This window comes from Pseudomonas sp. UV AK001, assembly GCF_046097675.1.
GTDB classification, from domain to species: domain Bacteria; phylum Pseudomonadota; class Gammaproteobacteria; order Pseudomonadales; family Pseudomonadaceae; genus Aquipseudomonas; species Aquipseudomonas kribbensis.
This window is the reverse complement of the sequence record NZ_JBJUVZ010000011.1, coordinates 58,306-75,337: the sequence shown is the minus strand read 5'-3', so window position 1 is coordinate 75,337 and position 17,032 is coordinate 58,306. Positions and strand designations below refer to the sequence as shown.

13 protein-coding genes are annotated in these 17,032 nt (G+C 58.7%); 12 read left to right on the top strand and 1 reads right to left on the bottom strand.

Annotated elements, in window-relative coordinates; translation table 11 throughout:
- The first annotated feature begins 73 nt into the window (after positions 1-73).
- The 3 genes from ACKLNA_RS25150 to ACKLNA_RS25140 all read left to right on the top strand — a co-directional run bounded on the left by ACKLNA_RS25150 (position 74) and on the right by ACKLNA_RS25140 (position 3,122).
- Positions 74-925: a glycine betaine ABC transporter substrate-binding protein gene (locus ACKLNA_RS25150; protein ID WP_085710539.1), complete on the top strand. Its 852-nt coding sequence runs from the start codon at positions 74-76 to the stop codon at positions 923-925.
- Positions 926-1,155: 230 nt separating this feature from the next.
- Positions 1,156-1,467 (top strand): DUF485 domain-containing protein, encoded by a 312-nt coding sequence (locus ACKLNA_RS25145; protein WP_085710541.1) that lies wholly within the window; start codon positions 1,156-1,158, stop codon positions 1,465-1,467.
- Positions 1,464-3,122, top strand: a complete 1,659-nt coding sequence (locus ACKLNA_RS25140; protein WP_085710542.1) for a cation acetate symporter — start codon at positions 1,464-1,466, stop codon at positions 3,120-3,122. Before ACKLNA_RS25145 ends, ACKLNA_RS25140 begins: the two co-directional genes overlap by 4 nt.
- Before the next feature lie 839 nt (positions 3,123-3,961).
- Here the strand turns inward: ACKLNA_RS25140 and gltA are convergent.
- Positions 3,962-5,251 (bottom strand): citrate synthase, encoded by a 1,290-nt coding sequence (gene gltA, locus ACKLNA_RS25135; RefSeq protein WP_007959044.1) that lies wholly within the window; start codon positions 5,249-5,251, stop codon positions 3,962-3,964.
- A 364-nt stretch (positions 5,252-5,615) separates the two neighbouring features.
- On the opposite strand from gltA, the gene sdhC reads away from it, so the two are divergent.
- From sdhC to sucD, 9 genes are all read left to right on the top strand, one after another.
- Positions 5,616-5,990: a succinate dehydrogenase, cytochrome b556 subunit gene (sdhC, locus tag ACKLNA_RS25130; protein ID WP_011333113.1), complete on the top strand. Its 375-nt coding sequence runs from the start codon at positions 5,616-5,618 to the stop codon at positions 5,988-5,990.
- Positions 5,984-6,352, top strand: coding sequence for a succinate dehydrogenase, hydrophobic membrane anchor protein (sdhD, locus tag ACKLNA_RS25125; protein ID WP_085710546.1), 369 nt, complete (start codon positions 5,984-5,986; stop codon positions 6,350-6,352). Before sdhC ends, sdhD begins: the two co-directional genes overlap by 7 nt.
- 3 nt (positions 6,353-6,355) lie before the next feature.
- Positions 6,356-8,128: a succinate dehydrogenase flavoprotein subunit gene (gene sdhA / locus ACKLNA_RS25120; protein WP_085710547.1), complete on the top strand. Its 1,773-nt coding sequence runs from the start codon at positions 6,356-6,358 to the stop codon at positions 8,126-8,128.
- 11 nt (positions 8,129-8,139) lie between these two features.
- On the top strand, positions 8,140-8,844 hold the full coding sequence (locus ACKLNA_RS25115) for a succinate dehydrogenase iron-sulfur subunit (RefSeq protein ID WP_065260469.1): 705 nt from the start codon (positions 8,140-8,142) through the stop codon (positions 8,842-8,844).
- A 272-nt stretch (positions 8,845-9,116) separates the two neighbouring features.
- A complete protein-coding gene (locus tag ACKLNA_RS25110; RefSeq protein ID WP_085710549.1) occupies positions 9,117-11,948 on the top strand; it encodes a 2-oxoglutarate dehydrogenase E1 component in 2,832 nt (943 codons plus the stop codon).
- Between the two features lie 42 nt (positions 11,949-11,990).
- Entirely contained in the window at positions 11,991-13,211 is a 1,221-nt protein-coding gene (odhB, locus tag ACKLNA_RS25105; RefSeq protein WP_114881938.1) for a 2-oxoglutarate dehydrogenase complex dihydrolipoyllysine-residue succinyltransferase, read from the top strand.
- A gap of 97 nt (positions 13,212-13,308) precedes the next feature.
- The gene (gene lpdA, locus ACKLNA_RS25100) at positions 13,309-14,745 is read left to right on the top strand and encodes a dihydrolipoyl dehydrogenase (RefSeq protein WP_114881939.1); all 1,437 of its coding nucleotides are present in this window, start codon (positions 13,309-13,311) and stop codon (positions 14,743-14,745) included.
- A 199-nt stretch (positions 14,746-14,944) separates the two neighbouring features.
- Entirely contained in the window at positions 14,945-16,111 is a 1,167-nt protein-coding gene (gene sucC, locus ACKLNA_RS25095; RefSeq protein ID WP_007959029.1) for an ADP-forming succinate--CoA ligase subunit beta, read from the top strand.
- Positions 16,111-16,995: a succinate--CoA ligase subunit alpha gene (sucD, locus tag ACKLNA_RS25090; RefSeq protein WP_011333119.1), complete on the top strand. Its 885-nt coding sequence runs from the start codon at positions 16,111-16,113 to the stop codon at positions 16,993-16,995. Before sucC ends, sucD begins: the two co-directional genes overlap by 1 nt.
- Positions 16,996-17,032 lie beyond the last annotated feature (37 nt).

The following is a 17,032-nucleotide window of genomic DNA, read 5'->3' as shown; positions in this document are numbered from 1 at the left end:
GGGCGCTGTGCACCATAACAATACGTTGACGATGCCCGGCATCCGTCGGGCGCAGCATTTCGGGGAAGTAACGATGAAGATGCGACGACTTTTAGGCGCAGGTGCCGCTCTGGTGCTTGCGATGAGCTCCACTTTCGCCAGCGCTGAAAAACAGACCCTGAACATCGGTTACGTTGACGGCTGGTCCGACAGCGTCGCGACCACCCACGTGGCGGCCGAGGTGATCAAGCAGAAACTCGGCTACGACGTGAAACTCCAGGCCGTCGCCACCGGGATCATGTGGCAGGGCGTTGCCACCGGCAAACTCGACGCCATGTTGTCGGCCTGGTTGCCGGTGACCCACGGCGAGTACTGGGCGAAGAACAAGGATCTGGTCGTCGATTACGGCCCGAACTTCAAGGACGCGAAAATCGGCCTGATCGTGCCCGAGTACGTCAAAGCCAAATCCATCGAAGACCTGAAAACCGACGACAGCTTCAAGAATCGCATCGTCGGCATCGACGCCGGCTCAGGCGTGATGCTCAAGACCGACCAGGCGATCAAGGATTACGGCCTGACCGGTTACACCCTCAAGGCCAGTTCCGGCGCCGGCATGATCGCCGAGCTGACCCGCGCCGAGAAAAAGAACGAATCCATCGCCGTGACCGGCTGGGTGCCGCACTGGATGTTCGCCAAGTGGAAACTGCGCTTCCTCGACGACCCAAAAGGCGTGTACGGCGCTGCTGAAACCGTTAACAGCATCGGCAGCAAAGAGCTGGATGCCAAGGCGCCGGAAGTGGCGAAGTTCCTGAAGAACTTCCAGTGGGCCTCCAAAGACGAAATCGGTCAGGTCATGCTGGCGATTCAGGACGGTGCCAAACCTGAAGCCGCCGCCAAGGACTGGGTCGCCAAACACCCGGACCGCGTGGCTGAATGGACCAAGTAATATAAGTCGAAGCGTCTAGTCTGCGCTTCCCAGGGCCGCCCGGCATTCACGTCGGGCGGCCTTTTTTATTGCCGTTCTTTTAATGGCGGATGCGCACCTTTTTCGGGCCGTCTGGAAATTGGCAAAAACGCCATGGCGTTCTACTACTAAGGTCGTCTGGAAGCCGGCTCGCAGCCGCATACAGTGGATACGTTCCAAAAATAAAAATCTGTGCTGCGAGGATAAAAACAATGAACGACAGCATTTACCTCTCTATTCAGAACAGCCCGCGCTTCAAGGAGCTGGTGAAAAAAAGGGAAAGGTTCGCCTGGATACTCTCGGCGATCATGCTAGGGCTCTATTCCGGATTCATCCTGCTGATCGCGTACGGGCCGCAAGTGCTCGGGACCAAGATCAGTGCCGGTTCATCGATCACCTGGGGCATCCCCATCGGTGTCGGGCTGATTGTCTCGGCCTTCATCCTGACCGGTATCTACGTGCGCCGCGCCAATGGCGAGTTCGACGACCTGAACAATGCGATTCTCAAGGAGGCTCAGCAATGATCCGGCGTCTACTGGCTCTTTTGAGCATCGCAGCGTTCGCTCCGGCCGCCTGGGCCGCTGACGCCCTGACCGGCGAAGTCCACAAACAACCGCTCAACGTTTCCGCGATCGTCATGTTCGTGGTGTTCGTCGGCGCGACCCTGTGCATCACCTACTGGGCCTCCAAACGCAACAAGTCGGCTGCCGACTACTATGCGGCGGGCGGCAAGATCACCGGTTTCCAGAACGGTCTGGCGATTGCCGGTGACTACATGTCGGCGGCGTCCTTCCTGGGGATTTCCGCGCTGGTGTTCACCTCCGGCTACGACGGCCTGATCTACTCGATCGGCTTCCTGGTGGGCTGGCCGATCATTCTGTTCCTGATCGCCGAGCGCCTGCGCAACCTGGGCAAATACACCTTTGCCGACGTGGCGTCCTACCGCCTTGGGCAAACCCAGATCCGCACGCTGTCGGCCTGCGGTTCGCTGGTGGTAGTGGCGTTCTACCTGATCGCGCAAATGGTCGGCGCCGGCAAGCTGATCCAGCTGCTGTTCGGCCTCGACTACCACGTTGCGGTGATTCTGGTGGGTATCCTGATGTGCCTGTACGTGCTGTTCGGCGGCATGCTGGCGACCACCTGGGTGCAGATCATCAAGGCGGTGCTGTTGCTGTCCGGTGCCTCGTTCATGGCGCTGATGGTGATGAAGCACGTCAACTTCGACTTCAACACCCTGTTCTCCGAATCCATCAAGGTTCACGCCAAGGGCGAAGCGATCATGAGCCCCGGCGGTCTGGTGAAAGACCCGATCTCGGCGTTCTCCCTCGGCCTGGCACTGATGTTCGGTACCGCCGGCCTGCCGCACATCCTGATGCGCTTCTTCACCGTGAGCGACGCGAAAGAAGCCCGCAAGAGCGTGCTGTATGCGACCGGTTTCATCGGCTACTTCTACATCCTGACCTTCATCATCGGCTTCGGCGCGATCCTGCTGGTCAGCACCAACCCGGCCTTTAAAGATGCAGCGGGCGCTCTGCTCGGCGGCAACAACATGGCGGCGGTGCACCTGGCCAACGCCGTGGGCGGCAGCATCTTCCTCGGCTTCATCTCGGCCGTGGCGTTCGCGACCATCCTGGCGGTAGTGGCCGGTCTGACCCTGGCCGGTGCTTCGGCGGTGTCCCACGACCTGTACGCCAGCGTGATCAAGAAGGGCAAGGCCAACGAGAAGGATGAGATCCGCGTTTCGAAGATCACCACCGTCGCACTGGGCGTGCTGGCCATCGGCCTGGGCATCCTGTTCGAAAGTCAGAACATCGCGTTCATGGTCGGTCTGGCGTTCTCCATTGCGGCCAGTTGCAACTTCCCGGTGCTGCTGCTTTCGATGTACTGGAAGAAGCTGACCACCCGCGGTGCCATGATTGGCGGCTGGCTGGGGCTGGTGAGTGCGGTGGGGCTGATGATCCTTGGCCCGACCATCTGGGTGCAGATTCTGCATCACGAGAAGGCGATCTTCCCTTACGAGTATCCGGCGCTGTTTTCGATGATCATTGCGTTTATCGGGATCTGGTTCTTCTCGATCACCGATAAGTCGGCGGCGGCAGAGAACGAGCGTGCGCTGTTCTTCCCGCAGTTTGTGCGTTCGCAGACGGGGTTGGGGGCTAGTGGGGCGGTTTCGCACTGAGGCTTTGTAGGATGAGTTGAATGGAAAATGCCCTGGTCGAGAGATTGGGGCATTTTTTTGTGGGCGGTTATCGGATGTTCTTGGGGGTTGGGTGTATATCCGTTGCTGCGGTAACGGCTTCTTAGGGTTCCGCCCTTACGGCGGGTCACTTTTGGCAAACGCCCCAAAAGTAACCAAAAGGTCTTGCTCCTACGTCCGGCCCGCTCGCTGAGGCTCGGGGTTCCTTCGCTCCGGGATTCATCCGGGGGGCATCGCCTACGGTTTGCTTCGCTGCACCTCCTCTCGATGTGTTTGGCTTCGCCAAACGGTCGCTACGCTCCCACCCCCGGATAAATCCCTCCACTCAGCCTTCCGACGTCGCCCGAAGATCAAAAGCGGTACTTGAGCTAACGCTCATCGTGTTGAGTGGGAGAAGGAGCTTTTGATCTGGCCTTTGCTCTGGCTCTGGCTCTGGCTTTTGATTTTTTTGCCCCTTCGGCAGGCCGAGCGGAGGTGTTCATCAGGGGGTAGGCGCGCAGCGCCGTGCGGCGAAGCCGCATACATCGAGAGGAGGTGCAGCGAAGCAAACCGTAGGCGATGCCCCCTGATGGACACCGTAGCGAGGGAACACTGAGCCTAAGCGAAGTGCCGTACGCCGGGGCCAAGACTTTTTGGTTACTTTTGACTGGGCCGGCATTCCGGGCGTTTGTCAAAAGTGACTCGCTGTAAGAGCGAAACCGCCAGCGGCAGCACCCGAAGAAACGGATATGCCCCCAATAAAAATAGCCACAAAAAAACGGCCCCCATTCACATGGAGGCCGTTTCCGATACAACGTTAAGACGTTATCGCAAGACAGGTCTTATTTGCGGTCTTCCAGCTTGGTGATATCCCGCGACTCATAACCCGTGTACAGCTGGCGTGGACGGCCAATCTTGTACGGGCTGGAGAGCATTTCCTTCCAGTGCGAGATCCAGCCGACAGTACGTGCCAGGGCGAAAATCACGGTGAACATGCTGGTCGGAATGCCGATCGCCTTGAGGATGATCCCCGAGTAGAAGTCGACGTTCGGGTACAGCGAGCGCTCGATGAAGTACGGGTCGGTCAGGGCGATCTCTTCCAGGCGCATGGCCAGTTCGAGTTGCGGATCGTTCTGGATGCCCAGTTCCTTCAACACTTCGTCGCAGGTCTGCTTCATCACGGTCGCACGTGGGTCGCGGTTCTTGTAGACGCGGTGACCGAAGCCCATCAGCTTGAACGGATCGTTCTTGTCCTTGGCCTTGGCGATAAACTTGTCGATGTTCGAGACATCGCCGATTTCATCGAGCATGGTCAGCACGGCTTCGTTCGCACCGCCGTGGGCAGGGCCCCACAGTGCGGCGATACCGGCGGCGATACAGGCGAACGGGTTGGCACCCGAGGAGCCCGCCAGGCGCACGGTGGAGGTCGAAGCGTTCTGCTCGTGGTCGGCATGGAGGATGAAGATCCGGTCCATGGCCTTGGCGAGTACCGGGCTGATCGGTTTGATCTCGCACGGGGTGTTGAACATCATGTGCAGGAAGTTTTCCGCGTACGACAGGTCGTTGCGCGGGTACATCATGGGTTGGCCCATGGAGTACTTGTAAACCATCGCGGCCAGGGTCGGCATCTTGGCAACCAGGCGGATCGCGGAGATTTCGCGATGCTGCGGGTTATTGATGTCGAGGGAGTCGTGGTAGAAGGCCGAGAGGGCGCCGACTACACCACACATGACGGCCATCGGGTGGGCGTCACGGCGGAAGCCGTTGAAGAAGGTTTTCAGCTGCTCGTGAACCATGGTGTGGTTCTTCACGGTGCCGACGAACTGGGCCTTTTGCTCTGCAGTCGGCAGTTCGCCGTTCAGCAGCAGGTAGCAGGTTTCCAGGTAGTCCGACTTTTCAGCCAGCTGTTCGATCGGGTAGCCGCGGTGCAACAGGATGCCGTTGTCGCCGTCGATATAGGTGATCTTCGATTCGCAGGAAGCGGTCGACATGAAACCGGGGTCGAAAGTGAAGCGGCCCGTGGCCGTGAGGCCCCGAACATCGATTACATCGGGACCAACGGTGCCGGTTAAAATGGGCAGCTCGACGGGGGCTGCGCCCTCGATGATCAACTGCGCTTTTTTGTCAGCCATGTGGCCTCCTATTTATGCTTGAAATCATCAGACAGACCCCCCACGCAGGGCCCGCACCACTATAGTGAGATAAATTCGAATGTCAATTTGCCTAAAGTCTTGCTCCAGAAGGCTTTAACCGCACTTTTTCCTCGAAATTGCCTGCCATTTACGCCTTTTATACAACTTGTGCAATCAGCTATTGGGGGTAGGCGATTGCGTTGTCATTAGTAGCCTAACTGTCTATACTCGGCGACCGACCGCCAAGGGCTTTTGGGCTTGCTTTCATTGGGGGTCGCATCCCTGGGTGGTGGTTACCTGACCAGTGCACTCCCCAACAACTTTGCCCTGATTGTTAGGGGCTCTTCAGTGTGAAAAAAAAGCCGTGAAAAGCCAACGACCTGTAAACCTAGACCTAAGGACCATCAAACTCCCCATCACCGGCGTTACGTCGTTTCTTCACCGTGTTTCCGGCATCATCCTCTTCCTGGGCCTTGGCATCATGCTTTATGCATTGGGCAAATCCCTGGGTTCCGAGGAAGGTTATGTCGAGGTGAAGGCATGCTTGACCAGCCCGCTGGCCAAGTTCGTAGCATGGGGCCTCCTGTCCGCTCTGCTGTATCACCTGGTTGCCGGTGTGCGCCACTTGATCATGGACATGGGCATCGGTGAGACGCTGGAAGGCGGCCGCCTGGGCTCGAAACTGATCATCGCCGTTTCCGTGGTGCTGATCGTTCTGGCAGGAGTTTGGATATGGTAACCAGCGTTACAAACCTTTCGCGTTCGGGCCTCTATGACTGGATGGCACAGCGTGTGTCTGCGGTCGTTCTCGCGGCTTATTTCATTTTCCTGATCGGCTACCTCGCCGCTCACCCGGGCATCGGCTATGAACAATGGCATGGCCTGTTCGCCCACAACGGAATGCGTATCTTCAGTCTGCTGGCACTGGTTGCCCTGGGCGCTCACGCCTGGGTCGGCATGTGGACCATCGCGACCGACTACCTGACGCCGATGGCGCTGGGCAAGTCCGCGACTGCAGTACGTTTCCTTTTCCAGGCAGTATGCGGCGTCGCGATGTTCGCTTACTTCGTCTGGGGTGTGCAGATTCTCTGGGGTATCTGATTCATGGCTAACATTCCAACGATTTCTTTCGACGCCATCATCATTGGTGGCGGCGGTGCCGGCATGCGCGCTGCGCTGCAGCTGGCACAGGGCGGTCACAAGACTGCCGTGATCACCAAGGTCTTCCCGACCCGTTCGCACACTGTATCCGCCCAGGGCGGCATCACCTGCGCCATCGCGTCGGCCGACCCGAACGATGACTGGCGCTGGCACATGTACGATACCGTCAAGGGTTCCGACTACATCGGTGACCAGGACGCTATCGAATACATGTGTCAGGAAGGCCCGGCTGCCGTTTTCGAGCTGGACCACATGGGTCTGCCGTTCTCGCGCACCGAAACCGGCCGTATCTACCAGCGTCCGTTCGGCGGTCAGTCGAAGGATTACGGTAAAGGCGGGCAGGCTGCCCGTACCTGCGCCGCTTCCGACCGTACCGGTCACGCGCTGCTGCACACCCTTTATCAGGGCAACCTGAAAGCCGGTACCACGTTCCTGAACGAGTACTACGCTGTCGATCTGGTCAAGAACGACGCAGGCGACTTCGTCGGTGTGATCGCCATCTGCATCGAAACCGGTGAAACCACCTACATCCGCGCCAAGGCCACCGTGCTGGCGACCGGCGGTGCAGGTCGTATCTACGCGTCCACCACCAACGCCCTGATCAACACCGGTGACGGCGTCGGCATGGCTCTGCGTGCTGGCGTGCCGGTACAAGACATTGAAATGTGGCAGTTCCACCCGACCGGCATCGCCGGCGCCGGTGTACTGGTTACCGAAGGTTGCCGTGGTGAAGGTGGTTACCTGATCAACAAGCACGGCGAGCGTTTTATGGAGCGTTATGCTCCGAACGCCAAAGACCTCGCCGGTCGTGACGTGGTTGCTCGCTCGATGGTTAAAGAAATCATCGCCGGCAACGGTTGCGGTCCGAATGGCGACCACGTAATGCTCAAACTCGACCACCTGGGCGAGGAAGTGCTGCACAGCCGTCTGCCAGGCATCTGCGAACTGTCGAAGACTTTCGCACACGTTGACCCGGTGGTTGCTCCGGTTCCGGTTGTTCCGACCTGCCACTACATGATGGGCGGCGTTGCCACCAACATTCACGGCCAGGCAATCACCCAGAACGCCGAAGGCGTGGATCAGATCATTCCTGGTCTGTTCGCCGTAGGTGAAGTGGCTTGCGTATCGGTTCACGGCGCCAACCGTCTGGGCGGCAACTCGCTGCTCGACCTGGTGGTCTTCGGTCGCGCTGCCGGCCTGCACCTCGAGAAAGCCCTGACTGACGGCATCGAATACGATGACGCCACCGAAGCCAACATCGAAGCTGCCCTGGCACGCCTGAGCGCGCTGAACAACCGTACCGACGGCGAAGACGTCGCTACCCTGCGTCGCGAGCTGCAAAGCTGCATGCAGAACTACTTCGGTGTATTCCGTACCGGCGAATACATGCAGAAGGGTATTGCCCAGCTGGCCGATCTGCGCAAGCGCATCGCCAACGTGAAGATCAACGATAAGTCGCAGGCGTTCAACACTGCACGTATCGAAGCGCTGGAACTGCAAAACCTGCTGGAAGTGGCTGAAGCTACCGCCATTGCTGCCGAAGTACGTAAAGAGTCCCGCGGCGCTCACGCCCGTGAAGACTTCGAAGACCGTGACGACGAAAACTGGCTGTGCCACACCCTGTACTTCCCGGGTGAGAAACGTGTCGCCAAGCGTGCCGTGAACTTCTCGCCGAAGACTGTTCCGACTTTCGAACCAAAAGTCCGGACTTATTAAGGGTGACCGCCATGTTGAAAGTCAGTGTTTATCGTTACAACCCTGATCAGGACGCTGCGCCGTTCATGCAGGAATTCCAGGTCGATACCGGTGGTAAGGACCTGATGGTGCTGGACGTGCTGGCCCTGATCAAAGAGCAGGACGAGGGTTTCTCCTATCGTCGCTCCTGCCGTGAAGGTGTTTGCGGCTCCGATGGCATGAACATCAACGGCAAGAACGGCCTGGCGTGCATCACGCCGCTGTCCGCTGTCGTCAAAGGTAACAAGCTGGTCATCCGTCCTCTGCCAGGTTTGCCGGTTATCCGTGACCTGGTCGTCGATATGAGCATCTTCTACAAGCAATACGAGAAGGTTAAGCCATTCCTGCAGAACGACACGCCGGCTCCGGCCATCGAGCGTCTGCAGTCCCCTGAAGAGCGTGAAAAGCTCGACGGTCTGTACGAGTGCATCCTGTGCGCCTGCTGCTCGACCTCTTGCCCGTCCTTCTGGTGGAACCCGGACAAATTCCTGGGTCCGGCTGCACTGCTGCAAGCGTACCGCTTCCTGGCAGACAGCCGTGACACCAAGACGTCCGAGCGTCTGGCGTCCCTCGATGACCCGTTCAGCGTTTTCCGCTGCCGGGGCATCATGAACTGCGTCAACGTATGTCCGAAAGGCCTGAACCCGACTAAGGCCATCGGTCACATCCGTAACATGCTGCTTTCGAGCGGCGTGTGATTCAGAAGCTGTAACTGCCGCTGTAAAAAGCGGCATCGCTGCACCGTACAGGTCAAGGCGCGGGCTTCAACCCGCGCCCTGGCTATAACCAGAGCAACAGCCATAAGCTGCGGCTCTTATTTTGAAGAAATGAGACAAGCAGGGGCATCCGGGCTGGTACCCGGACTATCAGTGTGATCCTAAGTGGCTTGTTTTGGTCGCTGCATTCGGACTTCTGCAAGTTTGCTCGGTGTCGACACCGATGGTGTTCCCCTAACCGAGGGTGACCAAGCATGCAAGAAAGCGTGATGCAGCGCATGTGGAACAGCGCCTACCTTTCAGGTGGAAACGCTGCCTATGTGGAAGAGCTTTATGAGCTCTACCTGCACGACCCTAACGCTGTGCCAGAAGAGTGGCGCACCTACTTTCAGAAGCTGCCCGCCGACGGCGGCTCTGCCACCGATGTTTCGCACTCCACAATTCGCGATCATTTCGTGCTGCTGGCGAAGAACCAGCGCCGCGCCCAACCGGTTTCCGCCGGCAGCGTGAGCAGTGAGCACGAGAAGAAGCAAGTTGAAGTGCTGCGATTGATCCAGGCCTACCGTATGCGTGGCCACCAGGCAGCCCAGCTTGACCCGCTGGGGCTGTGGCAGCGTCCTGCACCTGCAGACCTGTCGATCAATCATTACGGCTTGACCAATGCCGATCTTGATACGACCTTCCGTGCCGGCGACCTGTTCATCGGCAAAGAGGAAGCGAGCCTACGCGAAATTCACGAAGCGTTGCAGCAGACATATTGCCGCACCATCGGCGCTGAATTTACGCACATCACCGATTCCGAGCAGCGCCAGTGGTTCCAGCAACGTCTGGAAAGCGTACGTGGCCGTCCGGAATACTCCGCCGACATCAAGAGCCACCTGCTCGAGCGCGTGACTGCCGGTGAAGGCCTGGAAAAATACCTGGGCACCAAATACCCGGGCACCAAGCGTTTCGGTCTGGAAGGCGGCGAAAGCCTGATTCCGATGCTCGACGAACTGATCCAGCGTTCCGGCTCGTACGGCACCAAGGAAGTCGTCATCGGCATGGCCCACCGTGGCCGTCTGAACGTGCTGGTCAACACCTTCGGCAAGAACCCGCGCGAGCTGTTCGACGAGTTCGAAGGCAAGAAGAAGGTCGAGCTGGGTTCCGGTGACGTTAAATACCACCAGGGCTTCTCGTCCAACGTGATGACCGCCGGCGGTGAAGTTCACCTGGCCATGGCGTTCAACCCGTCCCACCTGGAAATCGTTTCCCCGGTGGTCGAAGGTTCGGTACGTGCCCGTCAGGACCGTCGCAACGACGCGACCGGCGAGAAGGTATTGCCAATCTCCATCCACGGTGACGCTGCATTCGCAGGTCAGGGCGTGGTGATGGAAACCTTCCAGATGTCGCAGACCCGCGGTTTCAAGACCGGCGGTACCGTGCACATCGTGATCAACAACCAGGTCGGTTTCACCATCAGCAACCCGCTGGACTCGCGTTCCACCGAGTACGCCACCGACGTTGCGAAGATGATCCAGGCGCCGATCCTCCATGTGAATGGCGATGATCCGGAAGCCGTACTGTTCGTGACCCAGCTGGCCATCGACTACCGCATGCAGTTCAAGCGTGACGTGGTGATCGACCTGGTCTGCTACCGTCGTCGCGGCCACAACGAGGCCGACGAGCCAAGCGGCACCCAGCCTCTGATGTATCAGCAGATCACCAAGCAGCGCACCACCCGTGAGCTGTACGCTGATCGTCTGACCCAGGGCGGTGTGCTGGACGCAGAGCGTGTTCAGGCGAAAGTCGACGAATACCGCAACGCGCTGGACAACGGTCTGCACGTAGTGAAATCGCTGGTCAAAGAGCCGAACAAAGAGCTGTTCGTGGACTGGCGTCCGTATCTGGGCCACGCCTGGACTGCGCGTCACGACACTCGCTTCGATCTGAAGACCCTGCAGGAACTGTCCGCCAAGCTGCTGGAAATTCCGGAAGGCTTCGTGGTTCAGCGTCAGGTCGCGAAGATCTACGAAGACCGTCAGAAGATGCAAGCCGGCGGCCTGCCGATCAACTGGGGTTACGCCGAAACCATGGCGTACGCGACCCTGGCGTTCGAAGGTCACCCGATCCGCATGACCGGTCAGGACATCGGCCGCGGTACGTTCTCGCACCGTCACGCTGTTCTGCACAACCAGAAAGATGCCGGCACCTACATTCCGCTGAAACACCTGTACGAAGGTCAGCCACGCTTTGACCTGTACGACTCGTTCCTGTCGGAAGAAGCGGTACTGGCGTTCGAATACGGTTACTCGACCACCACGCCGAACGCGCTGGTGATCTGGGAAGCCCAGTTCGGCGACTTCGCCAACGGTGCGCAGGTTGTTATCGACCAGTTCATCACCAGCGGCGAGCACAAGTGGGGCCGTCTCTGCGGTCTGACCATGCTGCTGCCGCACGGCTACGAAGGCCAGGGCCCTGAGCACAGCTCGGCACGTCTTGAGCGTTACCTGCAGCTGTGCGCCGAGCACAACATTCAGGTGTGCATGCCAACGACTCCGGCGCAGATCTACCACTTGCTGCGTCGTCAGGTGATCCGCCCGCTGCGCAAGCCGCTGGTAGTCCTGACTCCGAAGTCGCTGCTGCGTCACAAACTGGCAATCTCGACGCTGGAAGATCTGGCCGAAGGTTCGTTCCAGACCGTTATCCCGGAAATCGATGCACTGGACCCGAAAAAGGTCGAGCGCGTGGTTCTGTGCAGCGGCAAGGTCTACTACGACCTGCTGGAAAAACGCCGTGCCGAAGGCCGCGAAGATATCGCCATCGTGCGTATCGAGCAGTTGTACCCATTCCCTGAGGACGACTTGAAAGAAGTCCTGGCTCCTTACACCAACGCCAAAGCGGCTGTCTGGTGCCAGGAAGAGCCGATGAACCAGGGCGCCTGGTACTGCAGCCAGCACCACCTGCGTCGCAGCATCAGCAACCTCAACAAATCTCTCGTACTTGAGTACGCGGGCCGTGAGGCTTCTGCTGCACCTGCATGTGGTTACGCATCGATGCACGCCGAGCAGCAGGAAAAACTGCTGCAAGACGCGTTTACCGTTTAACGCCTTCGCGCACCTGAAACCGAATTTAAGGAACCACAGACAATGGCTATCGAGATCAAAGCCCCCACTTTCCCGGAATCGGTTGCCGATGGCACCGTTGCCACCTGGCACAAACAACCGGGCGACGCCGTCAAGCGTGACGAACTGATCGTCGACATCGAAACCGACAAGGTCGTTCTGGAAGTGCTGGCCACCGCCGACGGCGTGCTGGGCGCAATCGTCAAGGGCGAGGGCGACACCGTCCTGTCCGACGAAGTCCTGGGCTCCATCGTTGAGGGCGGCGCTGCTGCCGCTGCTCCGGCTGCCGCTGCTGCTCCGGCCGCTGCTGCCGCTGCCCCGGCTGCTGCCGGCGCTGACGAAGACGCGATCGCTGCTCCGGCCGCTCGCAAGCTGGCCGAAGAAAACGGCATCAACCTGGCTTCCGTAAAAGGCACCGGCAAAGACGGCCGTGTGACCAAGGAAGACGTGGTTGCCGCTGTTGAAGCGAAGAAATCCGCTCCGGCTGCTGCACCGAAAGCCGCTGCTCCGGCCGCTGCCGCTCCTGTGTTCGCCGCTGGCGACCGCATCGAGAAGCGCGTTCCGATGACCCGCGTTCGTGCCACCGTTGCCAAGCGTCTGGTTGAAGCCCAGTCGAACATGGCGATGCTGACCACTTTCAACGAAGTCGACATGACCGAAGTCATGGCCCTGCGTTCGAAGTACAAGGACCTGTTCGAGAAGTCCCACAACGGCGTTCGCCTGGGCTTCATGTCGTTCTTCGTGAAGGCTGCCACCGAAGCGCTGAAACGCTTCCCGGCTGTCAATGCTTCGATCGACGGCAACGACATCGTTTACCACGGTTATGCCGACATCGGCGTTGCTGTTTCCAGCGACCGTGGCCTGGTGGTTCCGGTTCTGCGTAACGCCGAACACATGAGCCTGGCTGAAATCGAAGGCGGCATCGCCACCTTCGGCAAGAAGGCCCGTGACGGCAAACTGTCGATGGACGAGATGACCGGCGGTACCTTCACCATCACCAACGGTGGTACCTTCGGTTCGATGATGTCGACCCCGATCGTCAACCCGCCGCAGGCAGCGATTCTGGGCATGCACAACATCATCCAGCGTCCGATGGCCATCAACGGTCAGGTCGTTATCCGTCCGATGATGTACCTGGCACTGTCCTACGATCACCGTCTGATCGATGGCAAAGAAGCTGTGACTTTCCTGGTGACCATCAAGAACCTGCTGGAAGATCCGGCTCGTCTGTTGCTGGATATCTGATAGAAGCAGCCATGAGCTGCAGGTTTCAGGCTGCCGGAAACGGCAGTCTGGCTTGCAGCTTGCGGCTTGAAGCTTTTCGCTAAAGAGGATTTTTTGAATGTCGCAGAAATTTGACGTAGTAGTGATCGGTGCCGGCCCTGGCGGCTACGTAGCTGCCATCAAGGCCGCGCAACTCGGTCTGAGCACTGCCTGCATCGAGAAGTACACCGATGCTGAAGGCAAGCAAGCCCTGGGCGGCACCTGCCTGAACGTAGGCTGCATTCCGTCCAAGGCGCTGCTGGACAGCTCCTGGAAATACAAGGAAGCCAAAGAAAGCTTCAACGTTCACGGTATCTCGACCGGCGAAGTCAAAATGGACGTCGCTGCTATGGTTGGCCGCAAGGCCGGCATCGTCAAGAACCTGACCGGCGGCGTTGCCACCCTGTTCAAGGCCAACGGCGTAACTTCGATCCAGGGCCACGGCAAACTGCTGGCCGGCAAGAAAGTCGAAGTCACCAAGCCGGACGGCTCGGTTGAAGTCATCGAAGCTGAAAACGTGATCCTGGCTCCAGGTTCGCGTCCGATCGACATTCCACCGGCTCCGGTCGATCAGAAAGTCATCGTCGATTCGACTGGCGCCCTGGAATTCCAGGCCGTACCCAAGCGTCTGGGCGTGATCGGCGCTGGCGTGATCGGTCTGGAACTGGGTTCGGTATGGTCGCGTCTGGGTGCAGAAGTGACTGTCCTGGAAGCCCTGGACACCTTCCTGATGGCAGCGGACACCGCTGTTTCCAAGGAAGCGCTGAAAACCCTGACCAAACAGGGTCTGGACATCAAGCTGGGCGCTCGCGTAACCGGTTCGAAAGTGAACGGCGACGAAGTCGTTGTGAACTACACCGATGCCAACGGCGAACAGACCATCACTTTCGACAAGCTGATCGTAGCCGTTGGTCGCCGTCCGGTGACCACTGATCTGCTGGCTGCCGACAGCGGCGTGACCCTGGACGAGCGCGGTTTCGTGCACGTTGACGATCACTGCGCCACCACCGTACCGGGCGTCTACGCCATCGGTGACGTGGTTCGCGGCATGATGCTGGCTCACAAAGCCTCGGAAGAGGGCATCATGGTTGTCGAGCGCATCAAGGGCCACAAGGCCCAGATGAACTATGACCTGATCCCTTCGGTTATTTATACTCACCCGGAAATCGCATGGGTTGGTAAAACCGAGCAGGCCTTGAAAGCTGAAGGCGTTGAAGTTAACGTCGGCACCTTCCCGTTCGCAGCATCCGGCCGTGCCATGGCCGCCAACGATACCGGTGGTTTCGTCAAGGTCATCGCCGATGCCAAGACTGACCGCGTATTGGGCGTGCACGTGATTGGCCCGAGCGCTGCAGAACTGGTTCAGCAGGGCGCGATCGGTATGGAATTCGGCACCAGCGCTGAAGATCTGGGCATGATGGTTTTCTCCCATCCGACCCTGTCCGAAGCCTTGCACGAAGCAGCTCTGGCAGTGAATGGCGGCGCCATCCACATTGCCAACCGCAAGAAGCGTTAAGACACAATAAGAAACCACGGCGGTACGGCCCGTCGTGAGCCTTGCGTGCAAGACTCACCGCGGAATGTCCGCTGGACGCAGCCTTGCGTAGCTGCACCGGGTATCCGGAAAGGCTACGCAAGCAGCAGTCACAGGTGGCGCGGCACTCATCAAGAGCGCAGCGCCGAATGCGCAGTACCTAACGAAGACGGTAAAAAGCATGAATCTTCACGAGTATCAGGGTAAGCAGCTGTTCGCTGAATACGGCCTGCCAGTTTCCACTGGTTTCGCAGTAGACACCCCGGAAGCAGCAGCAGAAGCTTGCGACAAAATCGGCGGCAACGAGTGGGTTGTCAAAGCCCAGGTTCACGCCGGTGGTCGCGGTAAAGCGGGCGGCGTCAAGCTGGTTCGCAGCAAAGAAGACGCCAAAGCCTTCGCACAGCAGTGGCTGGGCAAGCGTCTGGTGACTTACCAGACTGATGCCAATGGCCAGCCAGTCACCAAGATCCTGGTTGAATCGTGCACTGATATCGCTAAAGAGCTGTACCTGGGCGCTGTCGTTGACCGTTCGAGCCGTCGCATCGTGTTCATGGCTTCCACCGAAGGTGGCGTGGACATCGAGAAAATCGCTCACGACACTCCAGAAAAAATTCTGAAAGCCACTATCGATCCACTGGTTGGCGCTCAGCCGTTCCAGGGTCGCGAGCTGGCATTCCAGCTGGGTCTGGAAGGCAAGCAGGTTGCTCAGTTCGCCAAGATCTTCGTAGGTCTGGCCAAGCTGTTCAAGGATCACGACCTGGCTCTGCTGGAAGTGAACCCGCTGGTGATCAAGGCTGACGGCGATCTGCACTGCCTGGACGCCAAGATCAACATCGACGCCAACGCAATGTACCGTCAGCCTAAGCTGAAGACTTTCCACGATCCGTCCCAGGACGATCCGCGCGAAGCGCACGCTGCCAAGTTCGAACTGAACTACGTAGCGCTGGAAGGCAACATCGGCTGCATGGTGAACGGTGCCGGCCTGGCCATGGGTACCATGGACATCGTCAACCTGCACGGCGGCAAGCCAGCCAACTTCCTCGACGTAGGTGGTGGTGCTACCAAAGAACGCGTTACCGAAGCTTTCAAGATCATTCTGTCCGACAGCAATGTCGCTGCAGTACTGGTTAACATCTTCGGCGGCATCGTTCGTTGCGACATGATTGCCGAAGGCATCATCGGTGCAGTGAAAGAAGTCGGCGTGAAAATCCCGGTTGTTGTTCGTCTTGAAGGCAACAACGCTGAACTGGGCGCTAAAGTACTGGCAGAAAGCGGTTTGAACATCATCGCTGCTACCAGCCTGACCGACGCTGCTCAACAAGTCGTTAAAGCTGCGGAGGGCAAGTAATGAGCGTCCTGATCAATAAAGACACCAAAGTAATCTGCCAGGGCTTCACCGGCGCGCAGGGTACTTTCCACTCCGAACAAGCCATTGCCTACGGCACCAAAATGGTTGGCGGCGTGACTCCAGGCAAGGGTGGCACCACTCACCTGAACCTGCCTGTGTTCAACACCGTGAAAGAAGCTGTAGAAGCCACTGGCGCCACCGCCAGCGTGATCTACGTTCCGGCTCCTTTCTGCAAGGACTCGATCCTGGAAGCGGCTTTCGGCGGCATCAAGCTGATCGTCTGCATCACCGAAGGCATTCCTACCCTGGACATGCTGGACGCGAAAGTTAAGTGCGACGAACTGGGTGTTACCCTGATCGGCCCTAACTGCCCAGGCGTGATCACTCCGGGCGAGTGCAAGATCGGCATCATGCCAGGTCACATCCACTTGCCAGGCAAGGTCGGTATCGTTTCCCGTTCCGGCACCCTGACCTACGAAGCTGTTAAGCAGACCACTGACGCCGGTTTCGGTCAGTCGACTTGCGTCGGCATCGGCGGTGACCCGATCCCGGGTTCGAACTTCATCGACATCCTGAAGCTGTTCCAGGAAGACCCGAAGACCGAAGCGATCGTAATGATCGGCGAGATCGGCGGTTCGGCTGAAGAAGAAGCGGCTGCCTACATCAAGGCCAACGTGACCAAGCCGGTTGTTTCCTACATCGCTGGTGTGACTGCTCCTCCGGGCAAGCGCATGGGCCATGCTGGTGCAATCATCTCCGGCGGCAAAGGCACTGCAGACGAGAAATTCGCTGCTCTGCAAGACGCAGGCGTGAAAACCGTGCGTTCGCTGGCAGACATCGGCAAGGCCCTGGCCGAGCTGACTGGCTGGGAAGTGAAGAAGTAAGCCTCGGCTGACTTTTCAGCTCCAGCAACAAAGGCCA

Excerpts from the sequence above, each read along its gene's own strand:
- sucD (WP_011333119.1), top strand. The coding sequence starts at position 16,111 with ATGAGCGTCCTGATCAATAAAGACACCAAAGTAATCTGCCAGGGCTTC.
- ACKLNA_RS25140 (WP_085710542.1), top strand. The coding sequence starts at position 1,464 with ATGATCCGGCGTCTACTGGCTCTTTTGAGCATCGCAGCGTTCGCTCCG.
- odhB (WP_114881938.1), top strand. The coding sequence starts at position 11,991 with ATGGCTATCGAGATCAAAGCCCCCACTTTCCCGGAATCGGTTGCCGAT.
- ACKLNA_RS25110 (WP_085710549.1), top strand. The coding sequence starts at position 9,117 with ATGCAAGAAAGCGTGATGCAGCGCATGTGGAACAGCGCCTACCTTTCA.
- gltA (WP_007959044.1), bottom strand. The coding sequence starts at position 5,251 with ATGGCTGACAAAAAAGCGCAGTTGATCATCGAGGGCGCAGCCCCCGTC.
- ACKLNA_RS25115 (WP_065260469.1), top strand. The coding sequence starts at position 8,140 with ATGTTGAAAGTCAGTGTTTATCGTTACAACCCTGATCAGGACGCTGCG.
- ACKLNA_RS25150 (WP_085710539.1), top strand. The coding sequence starts at position 74 with ATGAAGATGCGACGACTTTTAGGCGCAGGTGCCGCTCTGGTGCTTGCG.
- ACKLNA_RS25145 (WP_085710541.1), top strand. The coding sequence starts at position 1,156 with ATGAACGACAGCATTTACCTCTCTATTCAGAACAGCCCGCGCTTCAAG.
- sdhA (WP_085710547.1), top strand. The coding sequence starts at position 6,356 with ATGGCTAACATTCCAACGATTTCTTTCGACGCCATCATCATTGGTGGC.
- sucC (WP_007959029.1), top strand. The coding sequence starts at position 14,945 with ATGAATCTTCACGAGTATCAGGGTAAGCAGCTGTTCGCTGAATACGGC.
- lpdA (WP_114881939.1), top strand. The coding sequence starts at position 13,309 with ATGTCGCAGAAATTTGACGTAGTAGTGATCGGTGCCGGCCCTGGCGGC.
- sdhD (WP_085710546.1), top strand. The coding sequence starts at position 5,984 with ATGGTAACCAGCGTTACAAACCTTTCGCGTTCGGGCCTCTATGACTGG.